The 16,814-nt window shown below is 43.3% G+C and carries 12 protein-coding genes and 1 pseudogene; 3 read left to right on the top strand and 10 right to left on the bottom strand.

What is annotated here, in order from left to right; translation table 11 throughout:
* Positions 1-319: 319 nt before the first annotated feature.
* The 4 genes from AHMF7616_RS22320 to AHMF7616_RS22305 all read right to left on the bottom strand — a co-directional run bounded on the left by AHMF7616_RS22320 (position 320) and on the right by AHMF7616_RS22305 (position 5,317).
* The gene (locus AHMF7616_RS22320) at positions 320-4,051 is read right to left on the bottom strand and encodes a metallophosphoesterase (RefSeq protein ID WP_115374898.1); all 3,732 of its coding nucleotides are present in this window, start codon (positions 4,049-4,051) and stop codon (positions 320-322) included.
* 37 nt (positions 4,052-4,088) lie between these two features.
* The gene (locus tag AHMF7616_RS22315; RefSeq protein ID WP_233507704.1) at positions 4,089-4,376 is read right to left on the bottom strand and encodes a putative toxin-antitoxin system toxin component, PIN family; all 288 of its coding nucleotides are present in this window, start codon (positions 4,374-4,376) and stop codon (positions 4,089-4,091) included.
* Between the two features lie 117 nt (positions 4,377-4,493).
* Positions 4,494-4,706, bottom strand: coding sequence for a hypothetical protein (locus tag AHMF7616_RS22310; RefSeq protein WP_115374897.1), 213 nt, complete (start codon positions 4,704-4,706; stop codon positions 4,494-4,496).
* 131 nt (positions 4,707-4,837) lie between these two features.
* Positions 4,838-5,317, bottom strand: coding sequence for a hypothetical protein (locus AHMF7616_RS22305; RefSeq protein WP_115374896.1), 480 nt, complete (start codon positions 5,315-5,317; stop codon positions 4,838-4,840).
* A 164-nt stretch (positions 5,318-5,481) separates the two neighbouring features.
* On the opposite strand from AHMF7616_RS22305, the pseudogene polA reads away from it, so the two are divergent.
* Together polA and AHMF7616_RS22295 are read left to right on the top strand one after the other, a co-directional pair.
* Positions 5,482-8,336: pseudogene (polA, locus tag AHMF7616_RS22300) on the top strand (DNA polymerase I).
* Positions 8,337-8,661: 325 nt separating this feature from the next.
* Positions 8,662-9,831 (top strand): cellulase family glycosylhydrolase, encoded by a 1,170-nt coding sequence (locus AHMF7616_RS22295; protein WP_115374895.1) that lies wholly within the window; start codon positions 8,662-8,664, stop codon positions 9,829-9,831.
* Positions 9,832-9,988: 157 nt separating this feature from the next.
* Here AHMF7616_RS22295 and AHMF7616_RS22290 read toward each other — a convergent pair whose 3' ends face one another.
* The 6 genes from AHMF7616_RS22290 to AHMF7616_RS22260 form a co-directional block, all read right to left on the bottom strand.
* Positions 9,989-10,468 carry a VOC family protein gene (locus AHMF7616_RS22290; RefSeq protein ID WP_115374894.1) on the bottom strand — a complete coding sequence of 160 codons (480 nt, stop codon included), beginning with the start codon at positions 10,466-10,468 and terminating at the stop codon, positions 9,989-9,991.
* A 707-nt stretch (positions 10,469-11,175) separates the two neighbouring features.
* Positions 11,176-11,535, bottom strand: a complete 360-nt coding sequence (locus AHMF7616_RS22280; protein WP_147275758.1) for a hypothetical protein — start codon at positions 11,533-11,535, stop codon at positions 11,176-11,178.
* 260 nt (positions 11,536-11,795) lie between these two features.
* Entirely contained in the window at positions 11,796-12,287 is a 492-nt protein-coding gene (locus tag AHMF7616_RS22275; protein ID WP_115374891.1) for a hypothetical protein, read from the bottom strand.
* A gap of 888 nt (positions 12,288-13,175) precedes the next feature.
* On the bottom strand, positions 13,176-13,700 hold the full coding sequence (locus tag AHMF7616_RS22270; RefSeq protein ID WP_158546232.1) for a GNAT family N-acetyltransferase: 525 nt from the start codon (positions 13,698-13,700) through the stop codon (positions 13,176-13,178).
* A gap of 294 nt (positions 13,701-13,994) precedes the next feature.
* Positions 13,995-14,414, bottom strand: a complete 420-nt coding sequence (locus AHMF7616_RS22265) for a rhodanese-like domain-containing protein (protein WP_115374889.1) — start codon at positions 14,412-14,414, stop codon at positions 13,995-13,997.
* A 297-nt stretch (positions 14,415-14,711) separates the two neighbouring features.
* Entirely contained in the window at positions 14,712-15,029 is a 318-nt protein-coding gene (locus AHMF7616_RS22260; RefSeq protein WP_115374888.1) for a hypothetical protein, read from the bottom strand.
* 101 nt (positions 15,030-15,130) lie between these two features.
* On the opposite strand from AHMF7616_RS22260, the gene pdxR reads away from it, so the two are divergent.
* Complete coding sequence (pdxR, locus tag AHMF7616_RS22255; protein WP_115374887.1) at positions 15,131-16,636, top strand: MocR-like pyridoxine biosynthesis transcription factor PdxR; 1,506 nt, start codon at positions 15,131-15,133, stop codon at positions 16,634-16,636.
* Positions 16,637-16,814 lie beyond the last annotated feature (178 nt).

Raw genomic sequence — 16,814 nt, 5'->3', positions numbered from 1 at the left:
GGAATAAGTAATGATTTAATTGTATAAAATAGCTGAAATGAATAAGAAAATTAATCTTTGGTTATAATAGTTGAAGGGCTCTGTATAAACTGCTGCAGTCTTGAGCGCTAAATTTTAACTAGTTTACTCGTTTCGTTCTTCATCAGAATAAATTAATTATTGGCTAGTTCGGGAACTTAAACCTATTATGGCGCGGATTTACTGCTGTGACTTGTTTCTAGGTAAATCACAGCAGTAAATCCGCGCCATAGTTATTTTTAAAAAATCTTCAGGATTTTATAGCTAATCAGGCAGTAACGTTTCTGGCGAAAGCGCAGCTCTACTGATCGAACCGAAAACCGGCCCCGAAGGAAAACAACAGCAATTCCTCGCGCGAGTGTTGCAGCAGCAAGGAAAAAGCAAAGCGTTCGGCAACCGGCGCAATGTAAAAACCGCCACCGTACCCATCGTGCCAATTACCTTCGCTTTTGCCCTGGTACCACACGCGGCCCCGGTCAAAAAAAGCAATGCCCCCGTACCGGAAGGGCAAAAAGGCACTCTCTACTTCGCCCAAATGAAAACGCACTTCACTGTTAATGTAAAGACTGGCATCGCCGGCAAAGCGGTTTATCACGTAGCCCCGTAAGTTAGGGCGCAAACCCAGGGTGGTATATTTATAATAAGGCAGATTGTCGCCGTAGTTTCGGCCACCGCCTAATCGCAAAGCTAAAGTTACCGGTAAGTAAACCCGGCCCGTAGCGTAATAATCAATAAACCCTTCGGTGAGGCCATACGCTTTGCCATTATTTTTGATGGGTTTATAGGTATTGTGCCGCACAAACAAGCGAATACCCCGTTGCGTAAAAATAAGCTTATCGCGTAAATCCAGCACAAAGTCGGTGTTAAAGCCAATTAATTGTTGTTTCTGCGTATTTACCAGTGGCAGTTCGTTGTTGGGTTGGTCCAGGAAAGAATTATCCCGGAAATTAGTAGTAAGCGTTTCGAACAAAGGACCGATTCTAAAATAACTTTTTTGAAAAAACTGGCGCTGTACGAACACCGCCGACATCACGCCGCCGTAGCGGGCTTTGTAAAATTTATCGTCGTAAAGTTCTTCGTTTTTGCGGGTGTTGTTACCTAAACCAAAAAAATCGTACGTCCGGAAGTAACCACCTAAGTCCAAGTAGGCACCCACATCCCATGGGCCTATTACATGGCGCCACAAGGTGTTGGTGGTAAGCTGTAAATTTCCAAACTGGGTAGCTCGGGCGTTAAACGCGTAAATACTGGCAAAATCTTTTTTCCGGAAATGCTGCCGTTTATACGTTACTCCTAAAGCCAGGCCAATGCCGTCGCTTTGGTTGTAGATGATACTGCCGTTTGGGCTATAGGTGTTGTATGTAAACGAATAAGGGCTAAAAGAATTAATATCAGGAGCATCGGAAGTTAAGTTGCGGGCTTCTTTGCCTAGGTCCAGCTTGGTCGCTTTACTATCGTACACCACGGTGCTCTTGCCGTACCTTTTTACTGCCGATACATCACGGATACTATCCTGGCCATCGCCCCCAATTATTCTGATCCGGAGGCTAGCTTGAGTCTCACCGCTTACATCAAACACATCCTGGCCCCCTAAACCGTACAACCGAACCTCATTGGTCTCTTTTTTAAAAAACACACGATCAAAGTAAGGCTTACCCTGCGGCAAGTTAGTTTTATCGTCTTTCTGGAATACCTGTACCCGCACCTGGGCATTGGGCAAACGGTCAATTTTAAAATATTCGTTTTTGTTGGAGCCTACTACATCTACGTATTGGGCTAATGTTTCGTAATATTCTTGCAGCACTTCTGGCAACCGCGATCGACGGGCTTTTAATGTAGCGCCTATTTCCTGCCCCTGCCCTTTCGCAATTTCCGGCGGCATTTCCGCAATCGCTTTAGCAATCACGGCATCGGTGAAGGTATTTTGTAAATTTTTAGCTATATCAAGCCAATCTTGGCGGGTAAGTGAGGTCAGTAAAAACCGGTCCAGGTGGCGGGCAGGCCAGGTAAGACTGCGCAAGCCGCTTATTTCGGTATCAAAGTTCTGAATATTAGGTATGGCCCATTTCCGGTCGGCGAGCCAGGGTATCACGCCGTCCCAGCGCGAAAAAGCATGGTCCCGGTCGCGCGGAATGGGGCGGTACACCCACTGCGAATCAATTTTGTAACCCGCCCAACGCCAGTTATCCGGTTCGCGGCCCCAGTCACCGATAAAAATATCAAACGCCCGGGCCTTGCCAAAAGCCTGGGCATCTACGCGGTTGGCATGGTCGCGGTACAATTCGCGGTACAATTTAAAGCTGTTTCTTAAATTAGTAGCTCCTGCAAAGCCTGGTGTTTCGCCTTTGGCATCGCCGGGCTGTTCTTCCAACATCCCGAACAAATCCTGATAATTTTTGCGGTAAGGCCCTAAAACCCGGTCGTCGGCTAGTACATATAATTTGGGCTGCGCGTGTAAAATATCCGTAGAATCCAATAAACTGCTCACAATTAAAGCACCATAGGGCTGCTCCGTGGGGGTTATCTGGCGTAAAACATCGGTAACTACGGTATTGCGCAACTCCGACGGAATAGCGCCAATCGGGTCTTTATCTACAGACCGGAATACAAATCGCCGACCGTCGGCGGCCGTTAATTGCAGCGCCGTAGTTTGCCGCCCTCCGCTAAATTTAAGCGGTCGCAGTTTTTCCCTGGTTCGACTTAGATATAACAAAGGTACCTGCACGGGCTGCGTCCAACTTTTGCGGTATAACTGGCCAAAAAATTTTAATTTTAAAGCCGTGGCCGCATACTGCGGACCGGCAATTACCGTGGCTTTATTGCCGTTGGTGGTTACTTCTTCGGTGGTAATCGGGGCCGGAGCTTCCAGTTGAATACAAGGACCTACTTGTTTGTTTACCGGAATGGTTTTAGCTGGATTCGGGTCGCAGGCCGATTGAAATAATGTTTGTTTGGCCACGGCGGTGGCGGTACTTGGTTTGGTAAACTGGTAAAAAGTAGTAGTTATTTTTCCATCCGCGTAAATCATTACTTTGGCGTAGCCCGTTTCGGCTTTATTAAACAAACTTTCTATATTCTGGGCTACATGCCGCTTCTGAGAGAAACTGCCCGAAATCAGATGGTAGTTATTTTCCCGAGCGTTTAGTTGTAACGAGAAATCGTGGGCAGCAGCATAGATAAGCTGATCGTGCTCCTGAAATACCCGGTTCATGTTGGCGATAAAATTTTGATAGCCCGGGTTAGCCATATCGCGCGGCGTGCCGGTATTTTGCCGGTAAGAGGCGTATAAACTACCTAAACCCGGGAGCGGCAACCAGGTAAGCGGCTTTAAGCGGGTATTGCTAAACGGGAACAGATGCGTTCTTACCGGCACATGTCCGCCGTAAAAGCCATTAGATAGCACCGGATGATGCCCCACAATAATCACCTGGCGGCCATTGGCTTCTTCAATCGCGTTTTCTAAAGTTTCCAGAAACTCCACGTCCGATAAAATACCGCAGTCGGTGTCGGGTTCGGCGGGTTTGCGGTGCGGATGCATCCACCACTGGGTATTAATGGCAATTAAGCGTAAATTTTTCCCAATATCCCGGATTTCTGGCCCCGGGCAGCCATTGCCGGGTAATAATACTTGCGCATTGGTTTGTTGTTTTTTAATGTATTGTTCCAGCCGGCGTACATCGTCCAGGCCTTCTTTGCCGGAGTTATCCCAGTCTTTATCGCCGGGTACCAGGTACAGTTTGCCACGGGTTTTGGTGAGTTGCAGCAACTGGTTAATTTTGCGGTTAGCCCCGGCGTTTAATCTTTTGCCAATACCGCGGTTGGTTGCTATATCGCCCAGATGCACTACGGTAAATGGATTCTTCTCGGCATCTAATGCTTTCTGAAAAGCCTGTAAATGCGAAGTAGGAATAGTAGAAGTAGCGGTATTTCCTAACAAGTACACCACCTGCGAAACAGAATCGGTTGCTTGTGCATTTGCTTGCAATAAGGCCGAGAAGCCGAGGAAATAAGTCAGGAGTAATTTTTTCAGCATATTGTGTTTTGCGAGCCGGCTTAGGGAAAGACCGTCATTATTTGCTTCTGTTCAGGAAATCAGCAATCGTTTGTATTTTAGTTGATCCAATATTATCTAATTCCAGTAAATCTTTATCGCCCGTTAATAAATAATCCGCTTTACCATCCACTGCCAGAGAAAGCAGAACATTGTCTTTACTATCGCGGCATTTTTCTATGTTAGAAGTTATCGTAATTAGTTCCGCATGGGTATCAAGAACATCCATTAACACCTGAACATCTTTTTGTTTAAAAAATTTTTTAAACTTTGGGCGTTGCGTAACGTGTATAAATTCGTTTAACAATTCTTGACTGAATAATAATTGAACTTTCTTTGAGTAATTAGCCTGTCAATGGTATTTAAACTTTTAGTAATCAGAAAGCTGATCCAAAGATTAGTGTCTATAATAGTTTTATTTGGCTTATTGGCCATAACGCTTGCGACGGACTAACTCTACTTCTTTTGTTATATCTTCTAAGCTGGGAGCATGGTTAGCTTTACTTCTTAATTTTTCAAGAACTTCCGTAAAGCTGTTACTCGCCTTAGTATCGATAGTAATAAGATTTAAATCCGCTAAATTTTTTAAAATTTTTAATGCTTTCGGATTTAATATTTCTACTCTTAATTTTTCCATAATTTAAATATACGAAATAGTGGTAATAGGTTCGGTATGCCTCTTACGAGTACGCCTAACGGTCTCGTTCATGAGACACGCTAGGGCGTCGGCCGAAGCGTGACTTATGCACCTTATTGGGGAAAGGCTTTTTATTTCCATCTCCACCTTTCAGGATTTGGTAATTGAGCTAAATCATTATCGATGTCAAGCCAGCCTCCATAAATATTTTTAAATAGAAGTTTATGTTTTTCAGTTTTTACTTCTACTCCAGCAATCATTCCTTGCTTTATCAGAAATCCGTTTCCTTCTATGACAGGCTCTAAGAATTCAGCTATCCTGATATTTTTAATTTTTTGGTTAACAAATTGATTCAACTCATCTGCTGCCTTGAGCCCATTAAGTACATACTCACTAAAATCAAGTCCAAAATCAGTTTCTATTGAAAATTCAGTTGTTAATTTTATACCTATCGCGTTCCCGTCATTAGTTGCTGCCAAAACAAGTTTGTCAATTTGGCTTTCAAGGGAAAGTATAATTGCATAGAGACTATAAAATTCATAGTCGGATTGGAAGTCAATCCTTTGAATCTTTGTAATTATTTTGCCTATTAAATGTTCGAACGAATTCATTTAGAAATAAAAAATATTGCTTGTAAAATGATGACTTTCCCATAGCCTGCAATTTTACTTTAAAGTAAACCCGGACTTAAGCATTTTCGTGTATGTCTATTCGGAACCTACTTCCGTCATATACGGAATTTGCATACCTTACAGATACACGATACCTTTATAGCATGAGCGAACGAAGCAAAAAATTATTTCTCCTGGATGCCATGGCCCTCATTTTCCGGGCGCATTTCGCGTTTAGTAAAAATCCGCGCATTAATTCCAAAGGCATGAATACCGGGGCCGCCCTGGGTTTTACCAATACTTTATTCGAAGTTTTATCCAAAGAAAAACCCACCCACATTGGGGTAGCCATGGATGGTCCGGCCAAAACCTTCCGGCACGAAAACTTTGTGGAGTACAAGGCCAACCGGCAAGCCATGCCCGAGGATATTGGTGTAGCCATTCCGTACGTAAAAAAAATAATCGATGCCTTTAATATCCCGCTGTTAATGATGCCCGGCTTTGAAGCCGACGACCTGATAGGTACGCTTTCCTGCAAAGCCGAAAAAGCCGATTTTGATGTGTACATGATGAGCCCGGATAAAGATTTCTGCCAGTTGGTAACCGACCATGTGTACTTATATAAACCGGCATTTTTAGGCAATGGCGTCGATATTCTGGACGTGCAAAAAGTGTGTGAGCGCTGGGAAATCAGCAACGTAAAGCAAGTAATTGATATTTTGGGTTTGCAAGGCGATGCCGTGGATAATATTCCCGGTATACCGGGTATTGGCGAGAAAACCGCCAAATCGCTCATTCAAAAATACGGCTCCGTGGAGAATTTAATTGCCCACGCCGACGAACTCAAAGGCAAGCAGCGCGAAAACATTATTCAGTTCGCCGAGCAAGGTTTGCTTTCGAAGGAGCTAGCCACGATTCATTTAAATGTGCCGATTGAATTTGATGAAGCGGCGTTGGAATATACCGGACCAGATGTAGAAAAACTGCGTGCTTTGTTTGATGAACTGGAATTTCGGCAATTAGCGACTCGCATTTTAGGTACGCCTTTATCAACACCGGCTGCCAAAACGCCCGCGGCTAAAGCTACCTTGGTAAAAGGCAAAAAATCAGACCAGCAATCGTCGCTCTTCGAGGAAATGGACGAGTTGTTTACGGAAAACGGCACGGCCACGACCGAAGAAACCAGCGTTCCCGCCGTCCGGAGAACTATTACCAGTACCCACCATGATTACCATTTAATTAACACCCCCGAGTTGCGGGCCAGCCTGGTTTCGTATTTAGAAAAGCAAAAAGAATTTTCGTTCGATACCGAAACCAACAGCATTGATGCTATTACCGCTAAATTAGTGGGCATGTCGTTCTGCTATATTCCCGGCGAAGCGTATTACGTGCCCGTACCCTTGGATAACGAAACGGAGTACAACGCCATACTGGACCAGTTCCGGGGCGTGCTGGAAAATGAAAAAATTAAAAAATAGGCCAAAATATTAAGTACGACATTCTGGTGATGAAAAGCCAGGGCGTAACGGTACGCGGCCCCTTGTTCGATACCATGGTTGCGCATTACTTGCTGGAGCCCGACATGCGCCACAACATGGATTTACTCGCCGAAACGTATTTGCATTATACCCCCATTTCCATTACGGAGCTCATCGGCAAAAAAGGCAAAAAGCAGTTGAACATGAGCGAGCTGAGCCCGGAAGAAATTTACGAATATGCCTGCGAAGACGCCGATGTAACCCTGCAATTAAAAAATTACTTTGCGCCGCTCTTAGAAAAAAACAAAGTCCGCAAACTGTTCGACGAAGTAGAAAATCCATTGATTCCCGTTTTAGCCGCCATTGAGTACGAAGGCATTTCCATCGACGGCAACGCTATGGCCGAATCGTCGAAAGAACTGGCCGGTTATATTTCCGACATCGAAAAGCAAATTTACCAGATGGCCGGCACTACGTTTAACATTGGCTCGCCCAAACAGCTCGGCGAAATCTTATTCGATAAATTGAACCTAACCGGCGATAAAACTAAAAAAACTAAAACCGGCCAGCACGCTACCGGCGAAGAAGTATTATCGAAACTGGCGGGTCAGCACGAAATTGCCCAGCTTATTCTGGACCACCGGCAATTAACCAAGTTAAAATCGACGTACATCGATGCCTTGCCGCAGTTAATTTGTGCCCGCGACGGTCGCGTGCATACGTCGTTTAACCAGGCCGTAGCCGCTACGGGCCGTTTGAGTTCTACCAATCCCAACTTACAAAATATTCCGATCCGGACGGAAAAAGGCCGGGAAATCCGGAAAGCGTTTGTGCCCCGCGATGGCAGCCATTTACTTTTATCCGCCGATTATTCGCAGATTGAACTCCGCATTATGGCCGATTTCAGCGGGGATGCTACCATGAAAGAAGCTTTTCAGAAAGGCTTGGATATTCACGCATCTACCGCGGCTAAAGTGTACCACGTGGGTTTAGACGAAGTAGATTCGGATATGCGCCGCAAGGCCAAAACCATCAATTTTGGCATTATCTACGGCATTTCGGCTTTTGGCTTAGCCGAGCGCCTGCGCATTCCGCGCCGCGAAGCCGTGGAGATTATTGATGCCTACTGGCAGGAGTTTCCGGCGGTAAAGCAATACATGGACAGTGCCATCAACAGCGCCCGCGAAAAAGAATACGCCGAAACCATTCTGGGCCGGCGTCGTTACCTCCGCGACATTAACTCCCGTAACGCCAACATTCGCGGCTACGCCGAACGCAATGCCATTAATGCCCCCATCCAAGGAACGGCGGCCGATATTATTAAAATTGCCATGATCAACATCCATAACTGGATTGAAACCGAAAAGCTGCAAACCCGCATGATTCTGCAGGTACACGACGAATTGGTGTTTGATGCCCCCAAGGAGGAACTGGGCATTATTCAACCAAAAATTGCCGAACTCATGAAAACAGCCTTACCGTTGAGCGTACCGATGGAAGTAGGTATGGGCGTCGGCGAGAACTGGCTGGCGGCACATTAAGGCTTTCTTTACAGCTAAGATAAAATTTAAAATTTTTAAATTTCTTAACACACTTTGTCCTTCCGGAAGAAACTGTTTAGCTACGCAGCAGAATATTTTCTCCGGAAGGACAGAAGGTTTTAACTTATTATAACCAGGCACTTATCTTGCCCAGCGGTGCTCTAAATGAAAGCTCTTACTAGCTGCTGCCTCTAACAGCAAATGTATCATTCCGGGAAATAGCTTTTTAAAAAAATAGCCCGCTCGAATGTACCGGGTTTGGTTACAAAGCTGTAAATTCCGGATGAAATACTTTGAATAAACTTTCTCAGTAAAATAACCAAACATGCAACACACATCCAATACCAGCCGGCGTGATTTTATTAAAAAAACGGGTCTACTCACGGCAGGTCTTGGCCTGGCCGGAACCAGCGCTTTAGCCGGTTTAGAAGCTACTGCCCGCCAAAAGAAAAACAAGTTACCTAAGTGGAAAGGCTTTAACCTGCTCGACTTTTTTTCGCCGGACCCCACGAATACCCGCAAAGCTACACCCGAAGAATATTTTAAATGGATGGCAGGTTGGGGCTTTGATTTTGTGCGGTTACCCATGGCTTACCCGTATTACTTAAATTTTGATCGCAGCCGCAATATTACGCCCGAAGAAGTTTATAACATCGACGAAAAACAAGTAGATCAGATTGACCATCTGGTGCAGTTGGCGCATAAATACAACATGCACGTTAGTTTAAATCTGCACCGGGCACCCGGCTACTGCGTAAATGCCGGCTTTAACGAACCCTATAATCTCTGGACCGACGAAGAAGCGTTAAAAGCTTTTTGCTTTCACTGGCAAATGTGGGCGAAGCGGTACAAAAATGTGTCGCCTAAAAAAATAAGTTTTGATTTGCTCAACGAGCCCAGCATGCGCGACGACATGAACGACCAGCACTCTAAACGCAGCGCGGTACCCGGCGAAGTTTACCGCAAAGTAGCCAAAGCTGCTTCGGAAGCTATTCGCGCCGAAAACAAGAAACATTTGGTAATCGCCGATGGCAACAATACCGGCTCCACCGTTATCCCCGAGATAACCGATTTAAACATTGCCCAAAGTTGCCGGGGCTACAATCCGGGCATTATTTCGCATTATAAAGCGCCCTGGGCCAATAAAGATCCCGAAAACTTACCCGAACCCAAGTGGCCGGGCCAGGTAGGCGATAAATATTTGAGTCGCGCTTTGCTGGAAGAATTCTATAAACCCTGGATTGAGCTGGTGAAAAGCGGCGTAGGCGTACATTGCGGCGAATGCGGTTCCTGGAACAAAACCCCGCACGAGGTATTTTTAGCTTGGTTCGGCGACGTATTAGGCATTTTGTCGGAGAACGATATCGGCTTTGCCGTATGGGAATTTAGCGGTGACTTTGGGGTCTTAAATTCTGGCCGGGCCGACGTGGCTTACGAAGATTGGTACGGCCAAAAGCTCGACCGCAAAATGCTGGAATTATTGCAGAAGGTGTAAAGTTAAAATAATACTATAAACGGCGGTAGCGGCTGTTACATGGGGTGGGCATTTACGGAATGGTATTCAAACTGTCCGATTTTTAAGGGTACTTACATGGCTATGCATGGTTATGCGCTGCTTTTATTGTTTTTACAATTGTTCGTCAATAAATTGCTCAAGATTTTTCTAAAATATCTTTTGTTGTTTGATTACTAAGTTGTTCTGCTAATCCGATGAGAAGTCCTTCTGTTCCCCGGATATAGCAAAGGCGGTAAATGTTCTCATAGTTAACCACTTCCCCAACGAGTTCAGCACCTTGATTAACGAGTCTGGATAACAACTCATCCAGATTATCTACCCGAAACATGATACGGAGATAACCAAGTGCGTTTACGGGAGCTTTTCGGTGGTCGGCTATAGTAGCAGGAGTGAGAAATCGGGAAAGTTCAAGTCTGCTGTGGCCGTCGGGAGTAACCATCATAGCAACCTCTACCGACTGATCTCCAAGTCCGGTAACACGTCCTGCCCATTCTCCTTCAACCATCGAGCGTCCTTCAAGTGTCAGACCGATTTCGGTGAAAAAGGAGATTGCATTATCCAAAGATTCTACGACAATGCCGACATTGTTCATTTCTATCAAGTTACTTTTTGCCATTACTTTTTTATAGGTTCTGTTTAGAATTTCGTGCTAAAGTTGCGCCTAACAACGTACTGGACTATGGCGCGTTTTAATGCGCTAAAGTTCAGTACGTTGTTAGGCGCAACTTTAGTTATTTTTTCTTCAATTTTCACTTCTATATAATTTTTAAGTGATTCGTACATTCGGCTTTCTATAGAATTCATTTTCTTATCAATCGTATCTTCAACTTCAATTGTTTTATAAATTTGAAATCCAATCAACAGCGTGACTAAAAAGAAAGCACACCAACCATTACGCCTAATAAATCTGCACCATTCACAGTAATATCATCGGATTTAAAAATAGATAAAATTAGAGATGTTATAGAAATTGCTACTGAGATAAAGCTTAAAATAAAATTTCTTCTATTAATTTTTTTATAGGTATTTTCAATTTCACATGCAATATCAAAGAATATTTCTCCAATTCTTTTTGCGGTATTCTTACCAGAACGTGTTTCCTCTACAACTTGTTAAGACCTCCTTTTTAAATTTTCAATATTGAATTCCATACTTTAATCTTAGTTTATTGATTTTCATTTTTTTCATTTATATTTTACCTTGACATGTAAATATATAATTTAGAATATACTTTTAGTTGTATTACGCCTAACAGTTAGTATAAAAAACGTAGCATCCCAAAGAGTGCTATGCTTTTTATGCCTTGTTGTACGACGTGCTTTTTTATCTCAATGCCCTCTTATTTACTGGAATATTAATTATACCAGCTCCATCGACTAGCGATTTATTATTCTCTAATACAACTTTAACGACAACAGTGAATTCAGGCCAATCTTTACCTTTTAAGGTTACGAATCCGCTTGAATCCTGACTCGAAAATATAAAACCTTCATCTGGATAATCTTGGGCATCAAAAATTGGGTCGAAATCTAAACCAATTTCTGGGTCAGCTTTATCCGCTGAATCTAAAAGGCTTTCATATCTATTCTTAAAATTATTTGTTAACAATTGATTGCGTTTTATCCAAGTAGTATCGTTTGAAGGAGGAGACTTAGGAGTACAATAGTCTGCATAATCATTCATAAACTTCAATGCTACACTAACATCAGGAGCTAAACTCGAATTAGTTGATTCTGTGTGTATGTGAGTCTCTGTCTTGTTGTTTGTCGATGGGTTACATGAAACTCCTAGTATAATAAACATGAAAAGGCAAATAAATTTCATTCTATGAATCATATGTGTTCTAAAAACCGCCTTACATTACGCACAACGTCTAGTGCATGAGGCGTGCAAGGCCGTTGGCCGAAGCATGGCTTATGCACCTTGTTGGTGGAAGTGCTTTTTTAATTCTTTTCTTTTCTAAATATCATTACAGAACCTTCATCAGGGTCCCCATATTTAAAGATGACCCCGTTGGCTTTGTTTTCACCTAATAGCCCCGCATATCTGATTTCTTCAGGTATTGAATCTAATGTTATTCCCCAATGTTTTTTAATGCCGCTTGAGCCGTAATCAACACTTCCTATTGTTTCTAGCATCCATTTCCCTTTTTTTGAAATGCCGTTAATGTAGTTATATTCATCATTGGCAGAAACTCTAAAATAAGGTATTTCTTTTATCTCGTAGGTTTTATCTGCTTTGATGATAATCATGGGCCTGCGGCTTTTGATTTTATCATTGTCCAGATTATAGTTTACAGTTTGTTTATCAAATTTATAAACTCCAACTACATCCTCTAATCTTGGTTCTTCTGTGAAATATTCATCCGCATATGGGCTATATAAGCAGCCTGATAGTAGAATCAATAAGATACAGAACAGAAATAGGTTTCTCATTTTTTAGTATTTGCATTACCACCAACTCGCAGCTAAACGGAGTTATTCCATATATACTCCCAAATTAGCAGGATAAACGGAGTAAGTTCCGGTTATCTGCCTTATAATCAAAGAAAGATAGTCCACTTAAAATGTTTCGCCTTGTTGGCATGAGCTTTTTTCGGTTAATTCTGCTTTAATTTAGTAAATAAACTTAATAGCCATTACTAGATATTCTATAACACACAGGTTCCTTAAGGTAAATTACTTGCGTATTACATAACTATTGAAAATGAAATAAAGAGAAAAATATATTATCTGCTCGGTGTAAATTTAAAATTCATTCGCTAAGGTCAGCCAATGGGTCTGCAATAACAACTAGTAGCGGTTCTCGTTGAAAAGAAAAGGCCGTAAAAACGGAAAGCCTCCCGCAATAACTTACGGGAGGCTTTCTTTAAATTACAACAAACTTACCATTCTGATTAGTTTTCCAACAGAAGCTTGCGATGGGTGAACCAGATTTTACTAGCAGATTTGTTTAACCAAAATCTACCAGAAGCTCGATTACCGGCAATTTTACAGTCTGGAATTTACCAATCTTCTTTTAAGTTGGTTATATCTTCTTTAACGGGCTTACCGGAGCTTGGGTTACAAAATCAGGCAAAAAATCTTACTTCATTTATTTGGTTCTTTCGCCTTATCAGGCCAGGGTTACTTTAATTTTTAAATTTTCGCCAGGATACAGCTCGGTTAAGGAGTACGTTTCGTTATAATACTTAATATTAGCCAGGAGAAACGGTTATTAGTGGGTTTTGAGTTAAGAAAAAGGTAAAGGCGCTATATTTTAGGGTAGGCACTCCTGGCCGTAAATACCGGTAATATTACTTTAGCAAAAGCAGATGCACTAGCTTAACCGGCTAGATGTAGGGCCATAATATTCATCTTAAAGCTTAATGAATCTATTTGCAAAACACTATCCTGCACAAATTGGTAGTGATGGCTCCGGTAGAATTGCAGGGCCCGTTCGTTTAAATGCCAGACCGCTAACCAGAGTTCTTTAAAGCCTTCGGCTTGGGCTGTTTCGTGGCACTTTTGTAGTAAGGCGCTACCCGCCCCGGTCCCGACAAATTGTTGTAACACGTATATTTTTTGCAATTGTGCCTGCTGATCAGGGCTTTCGCTCTCGTGGTAAGCATGAAAGCGTTTCATTTTTAAGTAACCTACCGGGCCCGTAGAGGTGTCGGCCAATAAAAAATAATTAGCGGGTTTCTGTAAACTATCCCGAATTTTAGTGGGGCTAAAAGTGTGGTTTAAATACTTTTCCAGAATGACCGCCGGAAATAATTTACCAAAAGTTTCGGCAAAGGTAACTCGGCCAAGCTGCGCAATCTGGTCGGCGTCGGCGAGCGTTGCTTCCTTTATAGTTACCGCCATACATTTCATAGTATACTAAGTGAAGCTGTTTCGTTCAGGCAATTTTTTTAAATTTAATCGCTGCAATGGGTTAATTATACGCATTTTACCAGATACCCGCCGTAGCTGGTTTGAGTCTTTTGGTACTTATTCTTGAGATAAAGATAAACCTATCTTTTTAGTCAACAATAAATTATCCGAAGCTATTCTGTGCTATGTAATCTGATAATTACTTTTGATAACTCAACCTGGTGCCTGCTTTTTTAATTTTTAAGCAATTTCCCGGCTTTATCTTCTAAAATATAAGCGTAGATTTTACGCGCAACCACAGGCTACAGGATTTGCAGATTCCGAACCATTTGCTACGGGGTAGCCATCGCGTTTCCACCAATCCAGGCCGCCAATCATTTCTTTGGCTCTAAAGCCTAAGCCAACCAATTTAGCGGCTCCTTTGGTACTGGCATTACAGCCAATGCCATCGCAGTACACCACTATTATTTTGTCTCGGGGCAGTAAGGCGGTAGTTTCCTGATTGATTTCTTTGTGCGGGATGTTCCGGGCACCCGGTACGTGTTCCAGGGTAAAGCGGGCACGGGAGCGGGCATCCACTACCACAAAATCCGCAATGCCTTCCTGCCTGTCGTGGTACACATCCGACGGGTCCGATTCGTAACATAGTTTATTATAAAAAAAAGCTAATGCCGATGAGGTATCGCCGGGAACGAACTGCGCCACCCGGCCGCTCGGTATAAGCTCGGTTTTTTTTAAAAAATTTAGTTTCCAGGAGCGTTCAGATTTTAGTTAAATGTATGTTTTAAATTTGGGGCAAGCGAGTACCGTTATAGCAGAAAAAAACAAGGCCAATTTTTACCAGAGATTCAAAGCATGAATTTCTTGAAGGCTGAAACCGGGCGCTAAATCTTGAAAATCGCCTTTTCACCCCGGTACCTAGCTTTTCTCCTGATTCTCCGGGTTCAGAAAATTAGGCTTTTTAACTAACCTGCTTTCTCCCGAAGAATCCTGGTTTAATTTCTAATTTTGTTTTTCCACTACGATCAAGGGTACGTTTGAAGTAGATTTTCTTTTTTGCCGGCTTAGTTTTTTAGTTACATTCCAGCGTTCTACGTAACCCGGTTGGCCGTTTACTTTTACAATTACCCAACGGTCATTAAATTTCCGCACCATTTGTACCTGATCGGTTAGTTGTAGTAAGCCCATCACTTCGGCGCGGTAAGCGGGTTGTTTGTAAAATTTAGCATTTTCGTGGCGTACGTAAATAGTAGGATAGGTCTGGGCCAAAACCCAACCTGTTTGAATAATGATCAAAGCGGTAATCCAGAGCTTTTTCATGGTTTGTTCTGATTTAATAATTGTTGTTATTTTTCACTAAAACTATTACTAAATTGGCTCACTAATAAGTACCAAATACCGCAAAAACAATAGAGCCAATTATGAGCAAGAATGCCCACCAAATTTCCTTAGCCGGGATAAAAGTAAGCCGGCATGGCGAGCAGCCCATGCACCAGCAACTCTACGAAAGCATCCGGGGCGCTATTTTGGGAGGCCGGTTAAAAGCCGGCGAGAGAATGCCCGCCAGTCGGGTATTCTGCGAAGAGTTAGGCATTTCGCGCAATATTGTTTTGCTGGCTTTTGAGCAATTAGCCCTGGAGGGTTATTTAGTGGGGCGTACCGGTTCGGGCACCTTTGTGGCCAATACCTTACCGGATGCCCTTTTACGCATTAAATCCCGTAAGAAAGAGCCGCCGATACACACCGAATTATTAATAAATACCGAAGCCGATATAAACCCATTGCCTTTACCACCCGATTTGCTCCGGCGCAACAGCACCAAAGAAGTTATTAAACCGTTCCAAACGGCTACGCCTTCTTTCAATGATTTTCCTTTTGCTGTTTGGGCTAAGATTGCGGGTAAAGTGTTGCGTTATTTTAATTTAGCGCATTTAGGCTACGACGATGCCGCCGGGTATTTACCGCTCCGGAAAGCCATTGCCAATTATTTACGGGTGCATCGGGCGGTAAACTGTACCGCGGAACAGATTATTATTGTAAATGGCTCGCAGCAAGGATTAAACTTAATCGGGCAAATATTGCTGCCGCGCGGCGAGGAATTCTGGTTGGAAGATCCGGGTTACCATGGCGCCCGCGCCGCCTTGATTAATGCCGGCGGCAAATGCTGTCCTGTTCCGGTAAGCGCTCCCGAGGGCCTGGATTTAAATTACGCCATCAAACATTATCCCCAGGCCCGCATGGCTTATTTAACGCCTTCGCACCAGTATCCATTAGGCGGTACCATGCCGGTTTGCAAAAGATTAGAGTTGCTCGATTGGGCGAATAAAAACCACATGTGGCTGATTGAAGATGATTACGATAGCGAATTCCGGTACACAGGTAAACCGTTGGCTTCGCTGCAAGGATTGGATAAAGGAGGCCGGGTTATTTATTTGGGAACATTTAGCAAAGTTTTATTTCCGGCTTTGCGCATTGCTTACCTGGTTTTACCTACTTTGGTCCTGGCAAACCACTTCCGGTTGCACAAAGCCATGCTCGACCGGCAGCATCCCTTACTGGAACAACTTATTCTAACGGATTTTATTCAGGAAGGCCATTTTACCCGGCACTTACGCCGCATGCGCCTGCTTTACAAAAAACGGCAGGATGCTTTATTAAGCAGTTTACACCTTTACGCCCCCAACCTCACCTACTCCAACATGAACGATTCGGGGATGCAAAGTCTGGTTTGGCTACCGGAGCATTTATCGGATAAAGCCGTTTCGGAGCTACTGCGGCAAGAAGAAATTATTGCCCCGCCTTTATCGGATTATACCGTTACCCATTTTAAGAAACCAGGCTTATTGCTCGGTTATTCTTCTTTCACCGAAGAACAAATTACCCAAGGCATCCAAAAATTTGCCCGCCTTGTAAATGGTTTGCTTTAAACGCCGGTTGTAGATTTTTGCTTGCATCCGCTACGCTTGCATCTTCTTTATTCAAAAAAATTTAAAATTAACCGCCAGGCATTTTTCATTTACCATGTACCAGGCATTATTAACCAGCATACTTTCCTGATGATACTGCTTGATGAAACAATTTTGCTGCGGAGCGAAATAGGTTTCT

This window comes from Adhaeribacter pallidiroseus (assembly GCF_003340495.1).
Taxonomy (GTDB): domain Bacteria; phylum Bacteroidota; class Bacteroidia; order Cytophagales; family Hymenobacteraceae; genus Adhaeribacter; species Adhaeribacter pallidiroseus.
This window is presented reverse-complemented; position numbering and strand designations above follow the sequence as displayed.

What these genes read in the sequence shown, in the direction of transcription:
- AHMF7616_RS22310 (WP_115374897.1), bottom strand. Translation starts at nt 4,706, where the DNA reads ATGGAAAAATTAAGAGTAGAAATATTAAATCCGAAAGCATTAAAAATT.
- AHMF7616_RS22270 (WP_158546232.1), bottom strand. Translation starts at nt 13,700, where the DNA reads ATGGCGGTAACTATAAAGGAAGCAACGCTCGCCGACGCCGACCAGATT.
- pdxR (WP_115374887.1), top strand. Translation starts at nt 15,131, where the DNA reads ATGAGCAAGAATGCCCACCAAATTTCCTTAGCCGGGATAAAAGTAAGC.
- AHMF7616_RS22320 (WP_115374898.1), bottom strand. Translation starts at nt 4,051, where the DNA reads ATGCTGAAAAAATTACTCCTGACTTATTTCCTCGGCTTCTCGGCCTTA.
- AHMF7616_RS22260 (WP_115374888.1), bottom strand. Translation starts at nt 15,029, where the DNA reads ATGAAAAAGCTCTGGATTACCGCTTTGATCATTATTCAAACAGGTTGG.
- AHMF7616_RS22275 (WP_115374891.1), bottom strand. Translation starts at nt 12,287, where the DNA reads ATGAGAAACCTATTTCTGTTCTGTATCTTATTGATTCTACTATCAGGC.
- AHMF7616_RS22290 (WP_115374894.1), bottom strand. Translation starts at nt 10,468, where the DNA reads ATGGCAAAAAGTAACTTGATAGAAATGAACAATGTCGGCATTGTCGTA.
- AHMF7616_RS22305 (WP_115374896.1), bottom strand. Translation starts at nt 5,317, where the DNA reads ATGAATTCGTTCGAACATTTAATAGGCAAAATAATTACAAAGATTCAA.
- AHMF7616_RS22295 (WP_115374895.1), top strand. Translation starts at nt 8,662, where the DNA reads ATGCAACACACATCCAATACCAGCCGGCGTGATTTTATTAAAAAAACG.
- AHMF7616_RS22280 (WP_147275758.1), bottom strand. Translation starts at nt 11,535, where the DNA reads ATGAATGATTATGCAGACTATTGTACTCCTAAGTCTCCTCCTTCAAAC.